Consider the following 17,165-nt stretch of genomic DNA (forward strand, 5'->3'; position numbering starts at 1 on the left):
AATGAGGTTGAAATGTATGAAAAAAGTTTGGGAAACCTTTTCTCCCCAAGAAACAGAAGCCATTGGTGAAAAAATGGGGCAGGACGCCATGCCTGCCCAAGTATACTGCTTAGATGGGGATCTGGGTGTAGGAAAAACTGTTTTTACTAAGGGGTTTGCAAGGGGCTTGGGTATTACGGAGCATATAACAAGCCCCACCTTTACCATCATAAACGAATATGTGGGAAGAATTCCCCTTTATCATTTTGATGTTTACCGTATTTCCTGCGAAGAGGAATTGGATGATACAGGCTATGAGGATTATTTCTATGGAGAAGGGGTTTCCTTGGTGGAATGGGCAGCGTTATTTCCTGATTTAATGCCAAAGGATGCCGTTTATATTACCATAGAAAAGGATTTTGCCAAGGGCGACGATTACCGCCGTATTACTGTTTGTCAGGGGGAGGATAAATGAAAATATTAGCCATTGATACAACAGGGCAAACTGCCGGTGCGGCCATTGTTGAAGGGGACAAGCTGATCGCAGAGTTTACCTTGAATTATAAATTGACCCATAGCCAAACAATCATGCCCATGATCGCTGAAATTTGCGAAAAATCAGAAACAAAGCTTGGATTGGTTGACTATATTGCCTGCACGAACGGCCCCGGTTCCTTTACGGGCCTGCGTATTGGTGCAGCAACGGCAAAAGGGCTGGCTTTGGCCCTTAAGAAGGAGATTGTTCCCGTTCCCACATTGGATGCTTTGGCATATAATGTGTTTGAAACAGATAAAATTATTTGTCCGATTATGGATGCAAGGCGCAGTCAGGTTTATACTGCCTTTTACCGTTGGGAAAACGGAAGATTATGCCGTTTGACGGAAATGATGGCGATAAGCATTGATGAAGTGATGGGAATGGCGGAAGGTTATGGACAAAAGGTTATTTTTTTGGGAGACGGTGTACCGGTTCACCGGGAGAAGTTGTCCCTTTCTTCTGAGTTTATCTTTGCTCCTGCCCACTGCTCTTTACAAAGAGCAGCTTCGGTTGCAGCTTTGGCGATGATTTTTGCGAGGGAAGGCAAGGCTGTTGCCAGCAATGCTTTTGAACTGGTCTACTTGAGAAAATCTCAGGCAGAGCGGGAACGGGAAGCGCGCTTGCAGGGAGAGGGGAAACAAAATGATTAAAATTGTACCGATGCAAGAAGAGCATATTGATGGAGTTCTGGCGGTGGAGGAAGCAACGTTTTCAATCCCTTGGACCCGGAAGGATTTTGAACGAGAAGTAAAAGAGAATGCCATGGCAATTTATTTTGTTGCCATGGATGGAGAAAAGGTAGTTGGTTATGCGGGAATGTGGCATGTGATCACTGAAGGGCATATTACCAATGTTGGGGTTTTACAGGAATATCGCAGACAGGGTATTGGGGATCTGTTGATGGAAAACCTGGAAAGAGTGGCCTTAGAAAGAGAAATGATAGGGATTACCCTAGAGGTTCGTATCAACAACGAGCCTGCCCAGCGATTGTATTACAAGTACGGTTTTCGTGCAGAGGGCATTCGGAAGAATTATTATGCTGATACTCACGAAGATGCCGTAATCATGTGGAAATATTATCCTATCTATGAGGATTATGAAGAACATTGTAATAAAGGATAAGAAGGTGTCGGCAAAAAGGTGCATCTAAAAAATGAACGCCATATGCCGGCATTTTTAAAAGGAGGAGAGGAAAGATGGCACAGGAATTAAAATATTCACAGCTGAAAAACGGCTGTTTCCCTGAAAATTTTTCGTTTCAAACAACAGGCGAAATTTCGCCTTTGGAAGGAATTATCGGTCAAGAGCGGGCTGTGCGTGCTTTTGATTTTGGTTTGATGGTAAAAATGAAAGGATATAATATTTATATGGCGGGACCTTCGGGAACCGGAAAAACAACTTATGCCAGAACCAGTACGGAAAAATTGGCATCGACAGAGCCTGTTCCCAGAGATTGGTGTTATGTATATAACTTTCAAAACCCAAGGAGTCCCTTGGCATTGCGTTTTGAAAAGGGCATGGGTCGACAATTTAAAGAGGATATGTCCGAGCTTGTTCAGCTTTTAAAAACAGAAATTCAGAAGGTATTTCGTGCTGAGGATTATGAAAAGCAAAAAAACGATTTACTGCGTTCTTTTGATGAAAAACGTAGTGAGTTGATGGACGAAATGAGCAAAATGGCAGGGGAATATAACTTTCAGGTAAAGACCACCAATTCAGGGATATATTTTATGCCTATTGTAAATGGAAATGCCATTGGTGAAGAGGAATATGATGCGCTAGATGAGGCCATTAAAAATGAAATTGAGAAAAATTCTCAAGTTGTGCAGGAAAAAGCCGGCACAATTATGCGTGATATCAGAGAGCTGGATAAAGCTTCAAAAAAAGAGCTGGAGCAGCTTGAATATAAAGTTGGTATGTTTGCCATTGGGCATCATATAAGCGGAATTCAGGAAAAATATCAGGATTACAAACGAGTGATTGAGTATATCAACGAAGTACGGGAAGATGTTTTAGAAAACCTTGGTCAGTTTTATGAAGATGAAGACGAAAGCGATGAGGGGCTGTCCTCATTATTGCCTATGCTGGGGAAGAAACCGGCAGAGGATGTGACGCTTAAATATAAAGTAAACTTAATTGTAGATCATTCTAAGAGCGAAGGGGCGCCTGTGGTAGTGTCCTTTAATCCTACCTATTCCAATTTAATCGGCGAGGTGGAATATGACAGTGAGTTTGGCAATTTAACTACAGATTTTATGAAGATCAAAGGTGGTTTACTGCATAAAGCCATCGGTGGTTATTTTATTGTGCAGGCACAGGATATTCTTTCTATGCCCCAAGCTTGGGAGGCTTTGCGCCGGGTGATAAAAACCAAGGAAATTAACATGGACAGCAGCAGAGACCAGTTAGGAACCACGGTAGCACCCACGTTAAAGCCTGAGCCTATTCCCGCGGATATTAAGGTGATTATGATTGGTAGTAATTATTATTATGAACTGTTAAGCGAATACGATGAGGAGTTCGACAAATTCTTTAAAATTAAAGCTGATTTTGATTATGAAATGCCTCGTAATAATGAGAATATGTGGAAACTGGCAAGATTTGTAAAAAGATTCGTAGAGCAGGAAAAAACCATTGATTTCGATTCCAGTGCTGTTTGTGCAATTGTGGAGTATTCATCAAGATTGGTGGAGCGGCAAAATAAGTTATCCACACGCTTTAATCAAATGGCAGAAATTCTTTGTGAGGCCGTAACTTGGGCAAAACAGGAGGATGCTAAATTGGTCACAGCGACTCACATCCAAAAGACTATTTATGAAAAGGAACAGAGATTGAAGCTTTACGAAGAAAAGCTTGGTGAGATGCTGGATGAAAATGTGATTATGATTGATACCCAAGGAAGCCAAGTGGCGCAAATCAATGGTTTGGCAGTATTGGATATGGGCAGTTACGCATTTGGGAACCCCAGCCGTATTACTGCTACCACTTATGTAGGAAAGTCGGGGATTATTAATATTGAAAAGGAAGCCCGTTTAAGTGGTCAGACTCATGACAAAGGGGTTCAGATTATTAACGGATTTTTAGGGCAAACCTATGCGCAAGAATTTCCGTTGTCTCTTTCGTGCAGGATTTGCTTTGAACAAAATTATAATGGGATTGATGGAGACAGTGCTTCCAGTACGGAACTTTACTGTATCCTTTCATCCCTTTCGGAGGCTCCTATTCGCCAAGATTTGGCGGTTACAGGCTCTGTAAATCAAAAGGGTGAGATTCAGGCTATTGGGGGAGTTACCCATAAAATAGAGGGCTTTTATGACCTTTGTAGAAAGCGTGGGCTGACAGGAACCCAAGGGGTTATTATTCCTGCGGCTAATATAAAAGATTTGGTTTTAAAAGATGAGGTGGTGGAATCGGTGAAAAACGGAGAATTCCATATTTACCCCATTCGCCACATCGAAGAAGGAATTGAACTTTTAATGGGGATTCCGGCAGGCAACAAAGATCAAAATGGAGATTATCCTGAAAATAGTATCCATGGTTTGGCCATGAAAAAATTAAGAAGATTTGACCGTCTGGCAAATAGTAAAGAAAAAGAGTAGATAAGAAACTCCTTCGCATTTTTTAAAAGCGAAGGAGTTTTTCAATTTATTAAAAATATATTTCAATTGGAACATTTCCCTTTCAATTACGACAAAATTTGATATACTGAATATGGATTACTGAGAAAATTTAAGGGCACTTGTCCTTTTTATTCGAATACATTTTGGGGGGTTAATATGAAATCTAGGGGTAGGCGGTTACTGCTTGCGGCAGTTGCCATAGGAATGGCTATGACAAGCGTTGCATACGCAAAAAATGTAAGTATGAATTTATTCTATGATGGAAAAAACCATGCATATGATGCAGCAGAGGTTAAAATAAATATTGACGGAAGCGAATTGGTACCCGAAGATATGCCTCCGGTTATTATCGACGGCAGAACCATGCTTCCCATGCGTTTGATTGCCCAGAAATTGGGATGTGAGGTTTTATGGAATGAGCCGACGAAGCAGGCTTTTGTAATGAATGATGATTATACGGTGGCATTTACATTGGGAAGCAAAAAGGGTATTAAAAATGGAGAAGAATTTGCTATGGACGTACCGGCCATGATAATCAATGATCGAACGATGCTTCCGGTACGGGCGTTGGCTAAGGCTTTGAATTTAAATATTACTTGGGATGATACTGCCAGAACGGTGAATATCGGTGAAGGTGGAACTACAACGCCAACAACGCCAACAACGCCAACAACGCCAACAACGCCAACAACGCCAACAACGCCAACAACACCTACAACACCTACGGTGCCTACAACTCCAACCACGCAAGCTGTGAAGGTTTTCCGTGTTGCAGTACCATCCAGCGCTACAGATACACAGGCGTTCTCCATTGAGGCGGACAGTGCAATCTATAGCTATGATGAGGTTTATGTGGATGATTCCAAGATAGTCATCGATATTCAAAACGCCACCTGTGGTTTAGGGGATAAAATTACTACAACAAACAGCAGTATTGTAACGGCAATCCGTTCTGCCCAGCATAACGAAAACGGTATACCTATTACCCGTGTTGTGCTTGATTTAGCCGGCAAAAAGGATTACACCATAACACAAAGTTCTGATAAGAAAAAGATTCTTGTTAGTTTTCAGCGTACGGTAGTGGATGAGATTTCCCTTACCAATCGAAACAGTGTGGATAAATTGGTAGTGGGAGCTGATGGAACACTAGGTGCCAATGTATTTACATTATCAAATCCCCAAAGAATTGTGATAGATATTCCAAATGTTGAAACAAAAGTACAAAATGAGTTGAGTACAAAAGACCTTTCCTATGTTACGGCGGCCAGAACAGGGATGTTTGATGCCGATACGTTCCGCATTGTCCTTGAGGTGGGGCAGTTGACAGATTTTGAATGGGAGGAAGAAGATGGCGAATTTACCCTGGAAGTAAGGAAATCTACCCTTGAAAATCTTTCTTATGATATTGATTCCAACGTTTTAACCTTAGATGATATGAAATCTCTGGACGTTGATGATATTAAAAAAAATGACAGACATACGGAAGGGTACTATGAACTTACTTTGCCTGGAGATTATGAAAGTGCCTATGGATATGGTACGTTAAAGATTGGGAATGATGTCATAGATAACATTTCAATTTCTACATCAAATAATAAAACAGTCATTCGATTTACTCAAAATCGCTATAGTGAATATGTGGTGGAGGAAACGAGGGATGGCTATGAAATTCATGTGAAGAATCCAAAAGATGTTTATGATAAGGTTTTACTTTTGGATGCAGGTCATGGCGGAAATGACCCCGGTACCAACGGAAATGGGTTGGTTGAGAAAAATATGAATCTTATAATGGCATTGAAGGTTCAAAAATATTTGGAGGATTCTGATATAAAAGTATATATGACCAGAGACAGTGATACTAGGCCTGATAATAATCTCAGAGCAAAAACGGCAAATGAAATTGCGGATTTAATGGTTTCCATTCATTTCAATGCAGCAACAAACAATACCACTGCCAATGGGACAGAGACGTTGTACCAAGTACATAGCAATGATAACAGCAATATGCTGACCAGCCGCAAAGCAGCGGAAATTCTGCAAAGCAGCCTGATTGAGTCGTTACAGACAACGAACCGTGGCGTGAAGCAAAGAACGGATTTATTAATTTTGAACGCAACGACGGTACCTACGATTTTAGTTGAAACGTGTTTCCTTTCTAACCCGGGAGATGCCTTGAAAATTTCTTCAACGGAAAATCAGGATGCTGTAGCAGAAGCTATGGCGGATGCAATTATTGAGATGATGGACGAATATCGTATACGATAGATTCTAAAAAAAGGCATTACAAAGTGTTTACTTTGTCGTGCCTTTTTTGCTGTTTAAGAATTGAGGATGCGTATGAGTTAAAAAGGATTAAAATATTGAGAAGAGAACTTGTTTTTATGAGAAAATGTTATTCAATTTTAATTCATATGTCATGGGTGTATTTTTTTGTGTGAAGATTCTTTGCTTTTTAAAAAATATATAAAGTTTATCAAAGGTTTGTTTGATATGCTTTGATGCACCAGACGGCATAGAAATCCTATAGGGACACAAAGCATTAGCCAGATAAGGCTAAACGATAAGGAAACCTGTCCGAATAAATTGAATGGCAAGCTTGAATAATCCCATACGTTCCAGTTTAGCCATTTATTTACAATGATACCTACAACAAATTCTATGGCGGTAACAATCAGTCCCCCTGCAATGCATCGAGCCCAAAAAGGCAAAGGAATACAAGCGGTAAATAAAGTGAACAGGCATAATAACGCAGCGCCACCTGTTAAAAACATGGTCCAATGGGAGTAGCCACGGTAAATTATTTCAAGGCCAAAATAGGCAAGCCCGCCAATCAAAAAAATCGCAATTTTGCGAAGAAATGCATCCATGGAAATCCTCCTTTCAATCATAAATTAGTATTATATTTTTTAAAAAAATTATTTGGTTTTATATTTGGTAATTTTTGATTTATCGAAAATGGTATAAATATAAAATGGTGAGATATGAGATGTGTTTCTACGAAAGGTTGAAAATACCCTGTTCAAAAAGTAGAAGAGGGGATATAATAAAAAATACAATGCAAACAAGGAGGAAAAAGGAAAAAATGACGAGATTTGACGGTAGGGAAAAAGACGAATTAAGACCAATTAAAATAACGAAAGATTATACACGTTATGCAGAAGGGTCTGTTTTCATAGAATGGGGAAATACAAAGGTTCTTTGTAATGCGACGGTAGAGGAAAGCGTTCCTTCTTTCAAAAAAGGCAGCGGTGAGGGCTGGGTTACGGCAGAGTATGCTATGCTTCCCCGTGCTACGCAAACAAGGAACCGACGTGATATTAATAAATTAAAGCTGAATCCCAGAGCTACGGAAATTCAACGGTTAATTGGCAGAGCACTGAGAGGTGCTGTTGACATGCGTGAGTTGGGGGAAAGAAGTATTACAGTAGACTGTGATGTAATTCAGGCAGACGGGGGAACGAGAACGGCATCCATCACAGGTGGATTTATTGCGTTGGCATTGGCTTGCCAAAGGCTGATGGAACAGGGAATTTTAGAAAAAATGCCCATGCACCATTATATTACGGCGGTAAGCGTTGGTATTGTGGATGGAAATGGTCTTTTAGATCTTTGCTATGAAGAGGATTCTGCCGCTGAGGTGGATATGAACATCATAATGAGTGATGGAGCCGGATTTATTGAGCTCCAGGGAACAGGGGAACATGGAACATTTTCTCAAGAACAACTGGAGGAAATGCTCCAACTTGGTAAAAAAGGTATAATGGATTTAATGGAGATACAGAAAACAGCTTTGGATGGCTTAGAATTGAAGTAAGATTGGGGAGAAATTGGAATGGAAACAATTATATTTGCAACAAAGAACAAGGGGAAAATTAAAGAAATTAACGCGATTTTGGCGGATATGGATGTGAAGGTTGTGTCTATGGAGGACGCAGGCATTACCCTTGATGTGGTAGAGGATGGTAACACTTTTGAAGAAAATGCCATGAAAAAAGCTGTTCAAATTATGGAGATAAGCCAAAAAATAACCTTATCCGACGATTCCGGATTGGAGATCGATTATATGGACAAGGCCCCCGGGATATATTCTGCCAGATTTATGGGAGAGGATACCCCTTATCCCCTGAGATTTCAGGCGATTTTTGAAAAACTGGGTGATGTTGCCCAAGAAAAAAGAACAGCTAGATTTGTTAGCTGTATTGCAGCAGCTTTTCCCGATGGAAGAAGATTGGTTAGTTATGATACTGTAGAGGGCATGATCGGTTGGGAAGTAAAAGGAGAAAACGGCTTTGGCTATGATCCTATTTTCTTTGTTCCGGAAAAGGGTAAATATATGGCGGAACTTTCGCCGGAGGAGAAAAATGCCATCAGCCATAGAGGAAAGGCATTACGGAAAATGAAGGCAATGCTGAAAAAGGAATTAGATAAATGAAAATTTTAGTATTAAGCGATAGTCATGGACGGATTGATACTGCAAAGACGGTTTTAGAAAGACTGGAACAGCAAGTTGATATGGTATTTCACTTAGGAGATTATGATGAAGATGCGAAATGTCTTCAGTCATTATTTCCTAACCTACCGTTCCATTATGTGAAAGGAAACAATGATTTTGGAGGGGACACGCCTTCCCATAAAATGGTTGTTGCACAAGGAAAGCGTTTTTTATTGACCCATGGACATAAGCAACGGGTTCACTATAACCTGAATACGATAGCCTATTGGGGAGAGGAGCAAGGGGCAGATGCAGTCCTTTTTGGACATACCCATGTAGCCTTAAATGATGCCTCTGGTCGGATTTATTTATTTAATCCGGGAAGCATTACCTTGCCAAGAGATGGATTTATCCCTACCTTTGGTATTATGACTGTTGAAAATGGAAAAATAGAAGGGGCTATCATGGAATACACGGATAGAGGGGAAATAAGACGCAGAAAAACATTTTTAAACAATTAGAGATTTATGCTTGAAAGTTAGTTTTTGTTTAAAAAATGTTATTTTACCGAAAAAGGGGTTTGCTGTATCTGAGGTATGTTAGATAGGGCATGATATTTGACTGAAGATGCAGTGTTTTCCCCGGTTTTATACAGACAAGCGCGGAAAAATAAAATGAATTTGTAATTTTTTTAAAAAAAGTGTTGACGTAATGGAAAAGTTGTGGCATAATAATTTTTGCGTAATCGCTTGAATCAGTAGCTCAGTTGGATAGAGCAACGGCCTTCTAAGCCGTGGGTCGGGGGTTCGAATCCCTCCTGGTTCAGATTCTGCGGGTGTAGTTCAATGGTAGAACGTCAGCCTTCCAAGCTGAACACGTGAGTTCGATTCTCATCACCCGCTTTTTTTTGTGCGAATCAGTAGCTCAGCTGGAGAGAGCAACGGCCTTCTAAGCCGTGGGTCGGGGGTTCGAATCCCTCCTGGTTCAGCGATCGGCTCGTGGGTGAGCCTTTTTTAATAAGGAAAGTAAATTATCCCTTGACAATGGTTTGGGGGCAGTTTAAAATAAATTCTATCATGCGGATGTGGCGAAATTGGCAGACGCGCTGGATTTAGGTTCCAGTGGGGTACCCCGTGCAGGTTCAAGTCCTGTCATCCGCAGCAGAAGATTAGGTCAAAATAGATACAGGTCTGAAAAAGCCAGTGTTTATGCGGCCTGACGAGGGTTTTGAATGAAAAATTCAAGACCCTCGTTTTTCATAGATGCACCCTGCTTTTTAACAAGAAAGCAGGGTGTTTCTTGTTTTTGACCGGAATCAGTCCGGCAGACAATTAAATAAAGCCAATACCCTACAGGGCCATTTTGAGGCGGCTGTGTTCTTCGTAACTGAAAAACACAGCCGTTTTTTTATTGCCCGAAATTAAAAAGAAAGGATGGATGCACCATGAAAAATGAACTGCAGACCCTACGGTTATTCAGCCCCCTCTTCCCTCATATCTACCGAAAAAACGAATGGGGCGATCTTGACGATTATCGGGAGGATTTATCCGCCGGTGAGATTTTAGAATATGAGGAGAAAATCCTTGCCCTCATTCAGAAAGAAAAGCTCCCCAGCGAGGGCGAACGTGGCCTCGCCGTTTACCTCGATGACGATCTCAGCCAAAAGGTGTACAGCATTAACCCGACCGTTGAAGAATGGAACGGTGAGCTGTGGGGCGTGACCGATGTGCAAACCTGCGGGACTATTTCTCCCTCTGAGCTTGCGGAACTTACCGAATGGCTCTCCGGGCAGTTTTTTGATGGCTGGGGCGAGGGGCTGGAGCAAAGAGAAATCAAGGTGGATGACGGTGAGCTGTATGTCAGCTTTTGGGATAGCAGCGACCGCTTTTTCATCAAGCCGGAGGATGAGCTGAAAAGCAGCCAGTCCTTCGGCTTCGGCATAACGATGGGAGGAATATAATAATGCCAAATCATATAACCAATATTTTAAGGGTATCCGGCGATCCGGAACAGGTCAGGGCTATGTTTGAGGCCATCAAAAATGATGAAATCGGTCTTGGAAGCATCGACTTCAACAAGGTTATTCCGATGCCTGCACATATCTTTCGTGGAAATCTCGGTATGGCTGAACGTGAGAAATATGGTAAAGACAACTGGTACGACTGGTCGATTTCTAATTGGGGAACCAAGTGGAACAGCTACGGCTACGATGGCGCATATACCCCGCAGGATTTTGGTGGTGAGCATATCGAGTTCCAGACCGCATGGAGCCGTGCCGATCCGGTGATCCGCACACTTGCCGAGCAGGACCCTGATCTCTCCTTTGAATACCTGTGGGCAGACGAGGACTTTGGATACAACACCGGAAAAAAGGAATATGAAAACGGCGAGGAAATGTTCTGCGATATCCCTCCGGGAGGCTCCAAGGAAGCGCTGGAGCTTGCGGCCGAGGTTCACGATGTGGATCTGACCGATGAGGGCTATCTGTACAATGAAAAAACCGGCGAATACGAATATCATAATCCAGATGAGTCGATGTCACTGAAAATGTAGTGATTATCGGCTCTTTTTTCTTTTCAGAGGGAGGTAATGGAATATCAATAGCTTTATCAGCTGGGTGGGCGGCAAAAAAGCCCTCCGCAATATCATTTACCGGCTCTTCCCCAAGGACTTCGGCAGATACATCGAAATCTTCGGCGGTGGGGGTTGGGTGTTGTTCGGCAGGCCTCCGGACTGTAAGGGTATGGAGGTCTATAACGACTTTAACGGCAACCTGACCAACCTGTTCTACTGCGTAAAAAACAGAACTCTGGCATTTTTGAAGCAGCTGGGCTTCCTGCCCCTTAACTCCCGGCATGAATTTGGTGTGCTGCGCCGCTTCTTTGAAAAAGATGAATTCGATTCCGAATACCTAAAAGAGGAATTGGAACTGGCGCAGCAGAATCTCTCCTCGCCTGAGTTTGAGGAAATCAAAGCCATTCTTATGGAGCAGGCAGAGCCAAGCGATGTGTGGCGAGCAGCGGCTTTTTTTAAGCTCATCCGCTACAGCTACGGCAGTGGTTGCACTTCCTATGGCTGCCAACCCTTTGACATCCGCAAGGTGTTCGCCGTTATATGGGAGGCATCAAGGCGGCTTACGGATACCGTGGTGGAAAATAAGGACTTTGAGGCATTGATCCGGCAGTATGACCGGGACGATGCCTTTTTTTATTGCGATCCGCCGTATTACATGACCGAGGGTCACTATGCGGTGGAATTCCTGAAAACCGATCACCAGCGGCTCCGGGATGCACTGGCGAGCAGCAGGGGCAAGTGGATGGTCAGCTACAATGACTGTGAATTCATCCGGGAGCTGTATCGGAATTACACCATCACCCCAGTTACACGTCTGAGCAATCTGGCGCAGCGGTACGAGGGCGGCTGTGAGTACCCGGAGGTCATCATTACCAACTACGATCCCAAGGATCGGGAAAAGGATACGTTTCAATTAAACCTATTTGATTTCGGAGGTGAATACGAAGAATGACTGGACTTGAAAAAATCCGCTGGGCAAAAGCCTTGCTTGAGGAAGAAAGCGGTGGTGCCTATCAGTTTGTGGTGGGCAATGTTCACGATGACCTGTATTTGGATTGCGGCGCTCAAACCAATATTACGACCTACAAGATACCTTAGATATTCTTTATGCGGATAGTCAAAAGGGTAAAATGTTCAAAAATCTAATGCCGTTAATCACAGCGGAAGAAAATATAATAAGGAAATAGCGGAACTCACCAAGCAGAGTCTGGTACTGAATCGTCTTAGGACGAAAGGTTACATGGACTCTGCTATTTTTATGCAGAAAAACAATGAAATCAACCAGCAGCTCGACCTCCTGAAGCGGAACCGCTGCAAACTTCTGGAAAGCGATGCGGATATGTGAGTTGTCAAGTTTCATAAACTTTGCTTTGACAAGCTCGGCGGGGTAGTCGTCCCCGGCGATACGCAGCGTCTTTCTTGCGGTGCAAATGGTTTCAAGCATGATTTCCACGATTTCGTCCAAACGGTCGCGGTCAATGGTGTTGTCCGCTGCAAGGTGTTCATACTCGATATTGTCCTTGATGATTTCACGGTATATCTCTACTGCGCTTTGTGTTGACGCTTCCTTTCTGTTCCTTTCCGGCGGCGTAGCCGCTGCGTCCTCGTCCAAAGGCAAGGGATTTAGGGAATGGATAGGAATGGAATGGGTAATTGATAAATCCGTAATAGATAAATCTTTTTTTGGTAAGTCAGTTCTTTGTATCTCTTTATTTAATTGCATTGGATTTTCCAACGTAGGGTTTTCCAACATTGGTTTTTCCTGCGTTGGATTATCCAATATTGGATTTTCCAATGTAGGTAAATCCAAGTTAGGCGGCTGTGGCTGTTCGTAAATCACATAGTCCGCGCCCTGCAAGCGTCCTTTCTCGTCGCGCTCCCGTGAACGGTTGATATATCCGGCGCGTTCCAGTTCCCGCACCGCTTCACGGATAGCGTCGATTTTCTCCCGGTTGATAAGGGACAGCCCCGCAAGGGTATAGTCCCAATCCTCCGGCAAGGACAGCATTTGCGACAAAAGCCCTTTTGCCTTTAGTGTCAGTTCTTTGTTGCGTAGGTGGTGGTTGCTCATTACGGTATAGCCTTTGTTGCGCTCTACCCGGAAAACTGCCATAGCTTTATCAGCTCCTTTCTCTGTGGATTTGTCACGCGATAGAACGCCGTTTTGAGGGGAAAAGGTATAAACACCTTGCCAAGTCAAAACCGCACCAAAAAAGCCGCATGATACAAGGCTTTATTTGCCCCTATTGCGTGACATAAGGGCATAAAAAAACGCCGCAGATTTTATAGAAAAATCCACGGCGCAAGCGCGTAATTGCTTTTTAGTTTTTGCGGTGCTATAATAATTTTAACACCTTTGCGGAGCTTTTTTGATGTAAATGTTGTTTATCGACTGCCACAAACCCAGTGTTCATGCGGCTTTGCGGGCAAATGCTGTAACAGCACTCGCACCACAAGAAAGTCATGTATGAGGATTTGAACTTATACATGACTTTTAGTTTTAGTAGTGATATAACTAAGAAAAATACAGGTTATTTATAATCAATGTATAAATAATAGATGAACTTTGGAGGGGCTTGGTGGAAAAGATTTTGGTACTAACAATTAGTATGGTTCTAATTGTTTCAGGGTGTAGTGCCGTGAAGCCTAATGCTGAGTCACCATCAACACCTCAGGACGAAGCAGCTAAATCCTGTAAGATTGAAGTGCTATCTGCATAAGATGATACATTACTTAAAACTATTGATGATCAAGATACGATTAATATATTTTTTCATACGGATGGGTGGAAAGAGGTTGATCCACCTACACAAAGTTTAGTTCCAGAATATAGATTAGTTGTTTATCAAGAAAAGACGCTATTAGCCGGACAAGATTCTAACACAGGGCGCGTAAAAGATTAGGCCAAAATAGATGCACCTTGCTTTTTAAGAAAAAAGCAGGGGGGACGAAATCAGTCTGGTATTTCTATAAGATGGCTTGAATGAAAGGAGGGCTAACATGGAAAATAAAGAGAAAATTATTAGCCTTTGGTTTGATATGTGGTTAAAAAAGCAGGATTTAGGAATTGCAGAAATTTTTTCAAATGACGCAGTTTACATTGAAAGTTGGGGGCCCCAATATAAAGGCGTTGAAAAAATTAAGCAGTGGTTTACTGAATGGAATACCCGTGGAAATGTACTAGTGTGGGACATTAAGCAGTACTTTCATAAAGGAAACCAAACAATTGTTGAGTGGTATTTTAAGAATACCATGAATGATGGAAAGGTTGAAGCCTTTGATGGCGTTTCCATTATTAAATGGACAAAGTATGGTAAAATTTGCTTCTTGCAAGAATTTGGATGCAATATTAATAACTATGACCCATATCAAGATGGTTTGCGTCCACAATTAAGAGATGAAGAAACAATGTGGTTTTAAATATATCCCGCTTTGTTGGCAAAGCGGAATGCAGCATAATCAGAACCTACAACTAAATTAATCAAATGTATTTTTGCTTTTTATGAATACATCTTTATTTTTTGTCTGCCACCTCTCGCAACCTATCAACATTCTCAATATAATAGCCTTGCGCTGTTTTCTTCAAAATCCCTTTTTTTACAAATTCTGCAATTACATATAATAGATGTCTATAAGTCACCCCTAGAAATTCTGCAACTTCTGTATGCTTTTCTCGGTATAAGCGATTATTAGAAGTGGTCAATATGAATGTGGCAAGGCGAACTTCAAGTGTATATGATTGATTTTTGGCATAATTGGACGTGTTTCCAATGGCTTTTTTACTTAAGCTAACACAGAGGTAGCGTAGGAATTTATTATCATTCAACAGTTGACCTTTACAAGCACTGGCATTAATAGCAAAGCAGATGCAAGTTGTAATGGCTTTTATACCATTGGTAAGCTTTTGTGCTTCTAACAGCTCTATTTCTCCAATAAAGCATGGCGCATTCATAAAGTTAATCAACGAAATACGTCCATTTTCATGGGATAAAAATAATTTTGCCCGTCCGCTAATTAAATAGTAAAGAGTATTGACTTTTTCCCCCTCTTGTAAAATTGTTTCATCAGGTTCAAACTGAACAACCGTCACATATGGCCTAATATCAAAATTAAAGAAATCTGATAAAGGGAAAGGGGGTTGGTAGTTTTCCTGCTGATTTAGTTTTTGAATCTCTTTCATAAAAATCACGCTCCAAACATATGAGAAATCTCATACCATCATACCAAAAAATTTCGTATACTGAAAGTACAAAGGAGGATGAAAGTATGGAGCAGAAAAAATACTGGGACGATGTCTCTGATCAGAAGCAATTTACAACACCGTTTCAGGCCGATGCATTTTGTAAATATGTGAACAGTTCATCCAGGATTCTGGATGTAGGCTGCGGATATGGGCGTACTTTGGACGAGCTCTATCAAATGGGATTCCATAACCTGATTGGTATTGATTTTTCAAAAGGTATGATCATACGTGGACAAACTCAGTTTCCCTATCTTGACTTACGTGTTAAGGAAAGCGGTCCTATTGATTTGCCTGCGGAAAGTGTTGATGCAGTAATTTTATTCGCTGTCCTTACCTGTATACGGGAAAATGCTGAACAGGAAGCCCTTATTTCTGATATCAAACGTGTACTGAAACCAAATGGCATTCTTTATGTGAATGATTTTTTATTAAACACCGACGAACGCAATTTAACACGATATCAAAAATTCCAGGAAAAATATGATAATTATGGAGTGTTTCAGCTTCCGGACGGAGCAGTTTGCAGGCATCATGACGAAGTTTGGATAAAGGAACTTCTGTCGGATTTTAAACAGGAAATGTATGAGAACCTGACGTTTACAACTATGAATGGACATCGTTCCAATGGGTTTTGTTATATTGGGAGAAGGATAATATGAAAATGATATTAGATGTGGATACCGGTATTGATGATGCTTTAGCGATAGCCTATGTTCTGGGCACACCTCAGATTGAATTGCTGGGAGTTATCTGTTCTTATGGGAATGTGCAGGCCAGACAGGCAGTGGTAAATACAAGAAAAATTCTTTCATTATTCCGTAGGGGAGACATTCCCGTTATATGCGGAGCTGGGCATCCGTTGAGCAAGGAGCGCTTTGAAGTCAGACCATTAAGTATGAAAGTGCATGGGATGGATGGATTGGGGAATACATTTCTTCCTGTAGATGAAGAAGAAATTAAAACCGATATGGATGTTGCTAAATTTCTGTATGATACAGCAACTAGATATGGAGAGGAGCTAACGATAGTCACGGAGGGGCCACTTACGAATCTGGCAGCTGCAGTGAAAAAGTATCCCGATATTGTAAATTGTGGTATAAAAATTATAATAATGGGAGGAGCGGTTTGCGTAGAGGGAAACATGACACACTGCGCTGAGACGAATATCTATCAAGATATAAAAGCAGCCAATATTGTGTTTTCGAGTGGATTACACTGTACATTAGTAGGCCTTGATATTACCCTGCGGACTTTGCTTACCAGAAACGAAACAAGTGAGTGGCGGAAAACAAAAACGGCATGGGGAAAATTTCTTGCCGATATGACAGATTACTATATTGCGTTCCATGAGGAAGTACATCCAGAGATGAATGGGTGTGCGCTACATGATCCGCTGGCTGCTGCCATTGCACTTCGGCCGGAGTTTGTGACAATATTTCCTTGTTGCTTGAAGGTTTTGGAAGAAGGTCCAAATGAAGGACGATGTGTTTTGGATTTAGTTGCTATGAATCAGGGAACAAAGAATATAGGTCTTTGTGTAGATGTTTCTGTGGAAAAGTTTATTTTGGAATTTAACGCTGCAATCAAGAGACTCCTAAAGATTTCTGGTTGACAACCGTGGAGACGTGGGCTTGGGGTTGCCCCATTCAAGTTCTGTCATCCACAGCAGAGGATTAGGTCAAAATAGATGTAGGGCTAAAAAAGCCGGTGTTTATGCGACCTTGCGAGGGCTTTGAATAAAAAATTCAAGACCCTCGTTTTTCATTTTAAGCTGAAATC

19 protein-coding genes and 4 tRNA genes are annotated in these 17,165 nt (G+C 41.7%); 20 read left to right on the forward strand and 3 right to left on the reverse strand.

Features of this window, described 5'->3' with window-relative positions; all coding sequences use genetic code 11:
* Positions 1-16 precede the first annotated feature (16 nt).
* From tsaE to P9Q65_RS01785, 5 genes are all read left to right on the forward strand, one after another.
* Positions 17-454: a tRNA (adenosine(37)-N6)-threonylcarbamoyltransferase complex ATPase subunit type 1 TsaE gene (gene tsaE, locus P9Q65_RS01765; protein ID WP_304507367.1), complete on the forward strand. Its 438-nt coding sequence runs from the start codon at positions 17-19 to the stop codon at positions 452-454.
* Complete coding sequence (gene tsaB / locus P9Q65_RS01770) at positions 451-1,167, forward strand: tRNA (adenosine(37)-N6)-threonylcarbamoyltransferase complex dimerization subunit type 1 TsaB (protein ID WP_304507368.1); 717 nt, start codon at positions 451-453, stop codon at positions 1,165-1,167. Before tsaE ends, tsaB begins: the two co-directional genes overlap by 4 nt.
* Positions 1,160-1,639, forward strand: coding sequence for a ribosomal protein S18-alanine N-acetyltransferase (gene rimI, locus P9Q65_RS01775; protein ID WP_304507369.1), 480 nt, complete (start codon positions 1,160-1,162; stop codon positions 1,637-1,639). The genes tsaB and rimI overlap by 8 nt, the downstream gene beginning before the upstream one ends.
* A gap of 74 nt (positions 1,640-1,713) precedes the next feature.
* The gene (locus tag P9Q65_RS01780; RefSeq protein ID WP_304507370.1) at positions 1,714-4,116 is read left to right on the forward strand and encodes a Lon protease family protein; all 2,403 of its coding nucleotides are present in this window, start codon (positions 1,714-1,716) and stop codon (positions 4,114-4,116) included.
* 177 nt (positions 4,117-4,293) lie between these two features.
* Positions 4,294-6,402 carry an N-acetylmuramoyl-L-alanine amidase family protein gene (locus P9Q65_RS01785; RefSeq protein ID WP_304507371.1) on the forward strand — a complete coding sequence of 703 codons (2,109 nt, stop codon included), beginning with the start codon at positions 4,294-4,296 and terminating at the stop codon, positions 6,400-6,402.
* Positions 6,403-6,551: 149 nt separating this feature from the next.
* On the opposite strand, the gene P9Q65_RS01790 is transcribed toward P9Q65_RS01785, so the two are convergent.
* Positions 6,552-7,004, reverse strand: coding sequence for a putative ABC transporter permease (locus P9Q65_RS01790; RefSeq protein ID WP_304507373.1), 453 nt, complete (start codon positions 7,002-7,004; stop codon positions 6,552-6,554).
* A 215-nt stretch (positions 7,005-7,219) separates the two neighbouring features.
* Between P9Q65_RS01790 and rph the strand changes: the two genes are divergently transcribed.
* The 11 genes from rph (at position 7,220) to P9Q65_RS01845 (ending at position 12,241) form a co-directional block, all read left to right on the forward strand.
* Positions 7,220-7,951, forward strand: coding sequence for a ribonuclease PH (rph, locus tag P9Q65_RS01795; RefSeq protein ID WP_304507374.1), 732 nt, complete (start codon positions 7,220-7,222; stop codon positions 7,949-7,951).
* An 18-nt stretch (positions 7,952-7,969) separates the two neighbouring features.
* The gene (locus P9Q65_RS01800) at positions 7,970-8,569 is read left to right on the forward strand and encodes an XTP/dITP diphosphatase (RefSeq protein ID WP_304507375.1); all 600 of its coding nucleotides are present in this window, start codon (positions 7,970-7,972) and stop codon (positions 8,567-8,569) included.
* Complete coding sequence (locus P9Q65_RS01805; protein WP_304507376.1) at positions 8,566-9,090, forward strand: metallophosphoesterase; 525 nt, start codon at positions 8,566-8,568, stop codon at positions 9,088-9,090. The genes P9Q65_RS01800 and P9Q65_RS01805 overlap by 4 nt, the downstream gene beginning before the upstream one ends.
* 230 nt (positions 9,091-9,320) lie before the next feature.
* Positions 9,321-9,394, forward strand: a tRNA-Arg gene (locus P9Q65_RS01810).
* Between the two features lie 6 nt (positions 9,395-9,400).
* Positions 9,401-9,471: transfer RNA gene (locus P9Q65_RS01815), tRNA-Gly, on the forward strand.
* Between the two features lie 11 nt (positions 9,472-9,482).
* Positions 9,483-9,556: transfer RNA gene (locus tag P9Q65_RS01820), tRNA-Arg, on the forward strand.
* 91 nt (positions 9,557-9,647) lie between these two features.
* Positions 9,648-9,729: transfer RNA gene (locus tag P9Q65_RS01825), tRNA-Leu, on the forward strand.
* 284 nt (positions 9,730-10,013) lie between these two features.
* Entirely contained in the window at positions 10,014-10,529 is a 516-nt protein-coding gene (locus P9Q65_RS01830; RefSeq protein ID WP_304507377.1) for a hypothetical protein, read from the forward strand.
* Positions 10,530-10,531: 2 nt separating this feature from the next.
* Positions 10,532-11,122, forward strand: a complete 591-nt coding sequence (locus P9Q65_RS01835) for a hypothetical protein (RefSeq protein ID WP_304507379.1) — start codon at positions 10,532-10,534, stop codon at positions 11,120-11,122.
* Between the two features lie 64 nt (positions 11,123-11,186).
* Complete coding sequence (locus tag P9Q65_RS01840) at positions 11,187-12,095, forward strand: DNA adenine methylase (RefSeq protein ID WP_304507380.1); 909 nt, start codon at positions 11,187-11,189, stop codon at positions 12,093-12,095.
* Entirely contained in the window at positions 12,092-12,241 is a 150-nt protein-coding gene (locus P9Q65_RS01845; protein ID WP_304507417.1) for a hypothetical protein, read from the forward strand. Before P9Q65_RS01840 ends, P9Q65_RS01845 begins: the two co-directional genes overlap by 4 nt.
* A 19-nt stretch (positions 12,242-12,260) precedes the next feature.
* Here the strand turns inward: P9Q65_RS01845 and P9Q65_RS01850 are convergent, their stop codons facing one another.
* Positions 12,261-13,256 (reverse strand): DUF6017 domain-containing protein, encoded by a 996-nt coding sequence (locus tag P9Q65_RS01850; protein ID WP_330695128.1) that lies wholly within the window; start codon positions 13,254-13,256, stop codon positions 12,261-12,263.
* 478 nt (positions 13,257-13,734) lie between these two features.
* Here P9Q65_RS01850 and P9Q65_RS01855 point away from each other — a divergent pair, with 478 nt between their 5' ends.
* Together P9Q65_RS01855 and P9Q65_RS01860 are read left to right on the forward strand one after the other, a co-directional pair.
* On the forward strand, positions 13,735-13,863 hold the full coding sequence (locus tag P9Q65_RS01855; RefSeq protein WP_304507381.1) for a hypothetical protein: 129 nt from the start codon (positions 13,735-13,737) through the stop codon (positions 13,861-13,863).
* Between the two features lie 280 nt (positions 13,864-14,143).
* The gene (locus P9Q65_RS01860; protein ID WP_304507382.1) at positions 14,144-14,563 is read left to right on the forward strand and encodes a nuclear transport factor 2 family protein; all 420 of its coding nucleotides are present in this window, start codon (positions 14,144-14,146) and stop codon (positions 14,561-14,563) included.
* Positions 14,564-14,657: 94 nt separating this feature from the next.
* Here the strand turns inward: P9Q65_RS01860 and yeiL are convergent, their stop codons facing one another.
* The gene (gene yeiL / locus P9Q65_RS01865) at positions 14,658-15,323 is read right to left on the reverse strand and encodes a transcriptional regulator YeiL (RefSeq protein WP_304507383.1); all 666 of its coding nucleotides are present in this window, start codon (positions 15,321-15,323) and stop codon (positions 14,658-14,660) included.
* A gap of 86 nt (positions 15,324-15,409) precedes the next feature.
* Here yeiL and P9Q65_RS01870 point away from each other — a divergent pair, with 86 nt between their 5' ends.
* Both P9Q65_RS01870 and P9Q65_RS01875 read left to right on the forward strand, forming a co-directional pair.
* Positions 15,410-16,045 carry a class I SAM-dependent methyltransferase gene (locus P9Q65_RS01870; protein ID WP_304507385.1) on the forward strand — a complete coding sequence of 212 codons (636 nt, stop codon included), beginning with the start codon at positions 15,410-15,412 and terminating at the stop codon, positions 16,043-16,045.
* Positions 16,042-16,998, forward strand: coding sequence for a nucleoside hydrolase (locus P9Q65_RS01875; protein WP_304507386.1), 957 nt, complete (start codon positions 16,042-16,044; stop codon positions 16,996-16,998). The genes P9Q65_RS01870 and P9Q65_RS01875 overlap by 4 nt, the downstream gene beginning before the upstream one ends.
* The last annotated feature ends 167 nt before the right edge of the window (positions 16,999-17,165 follow it).

Origin of the sequence: Anaerotignum sp., from assembly GCF_030625865.1 — a bacterium.
Taxonomy (GTDB): Bacteria; Bacillota; Clostridia; order Lachnospirales; family Anaerotignaceae; genus Chakrabartyella.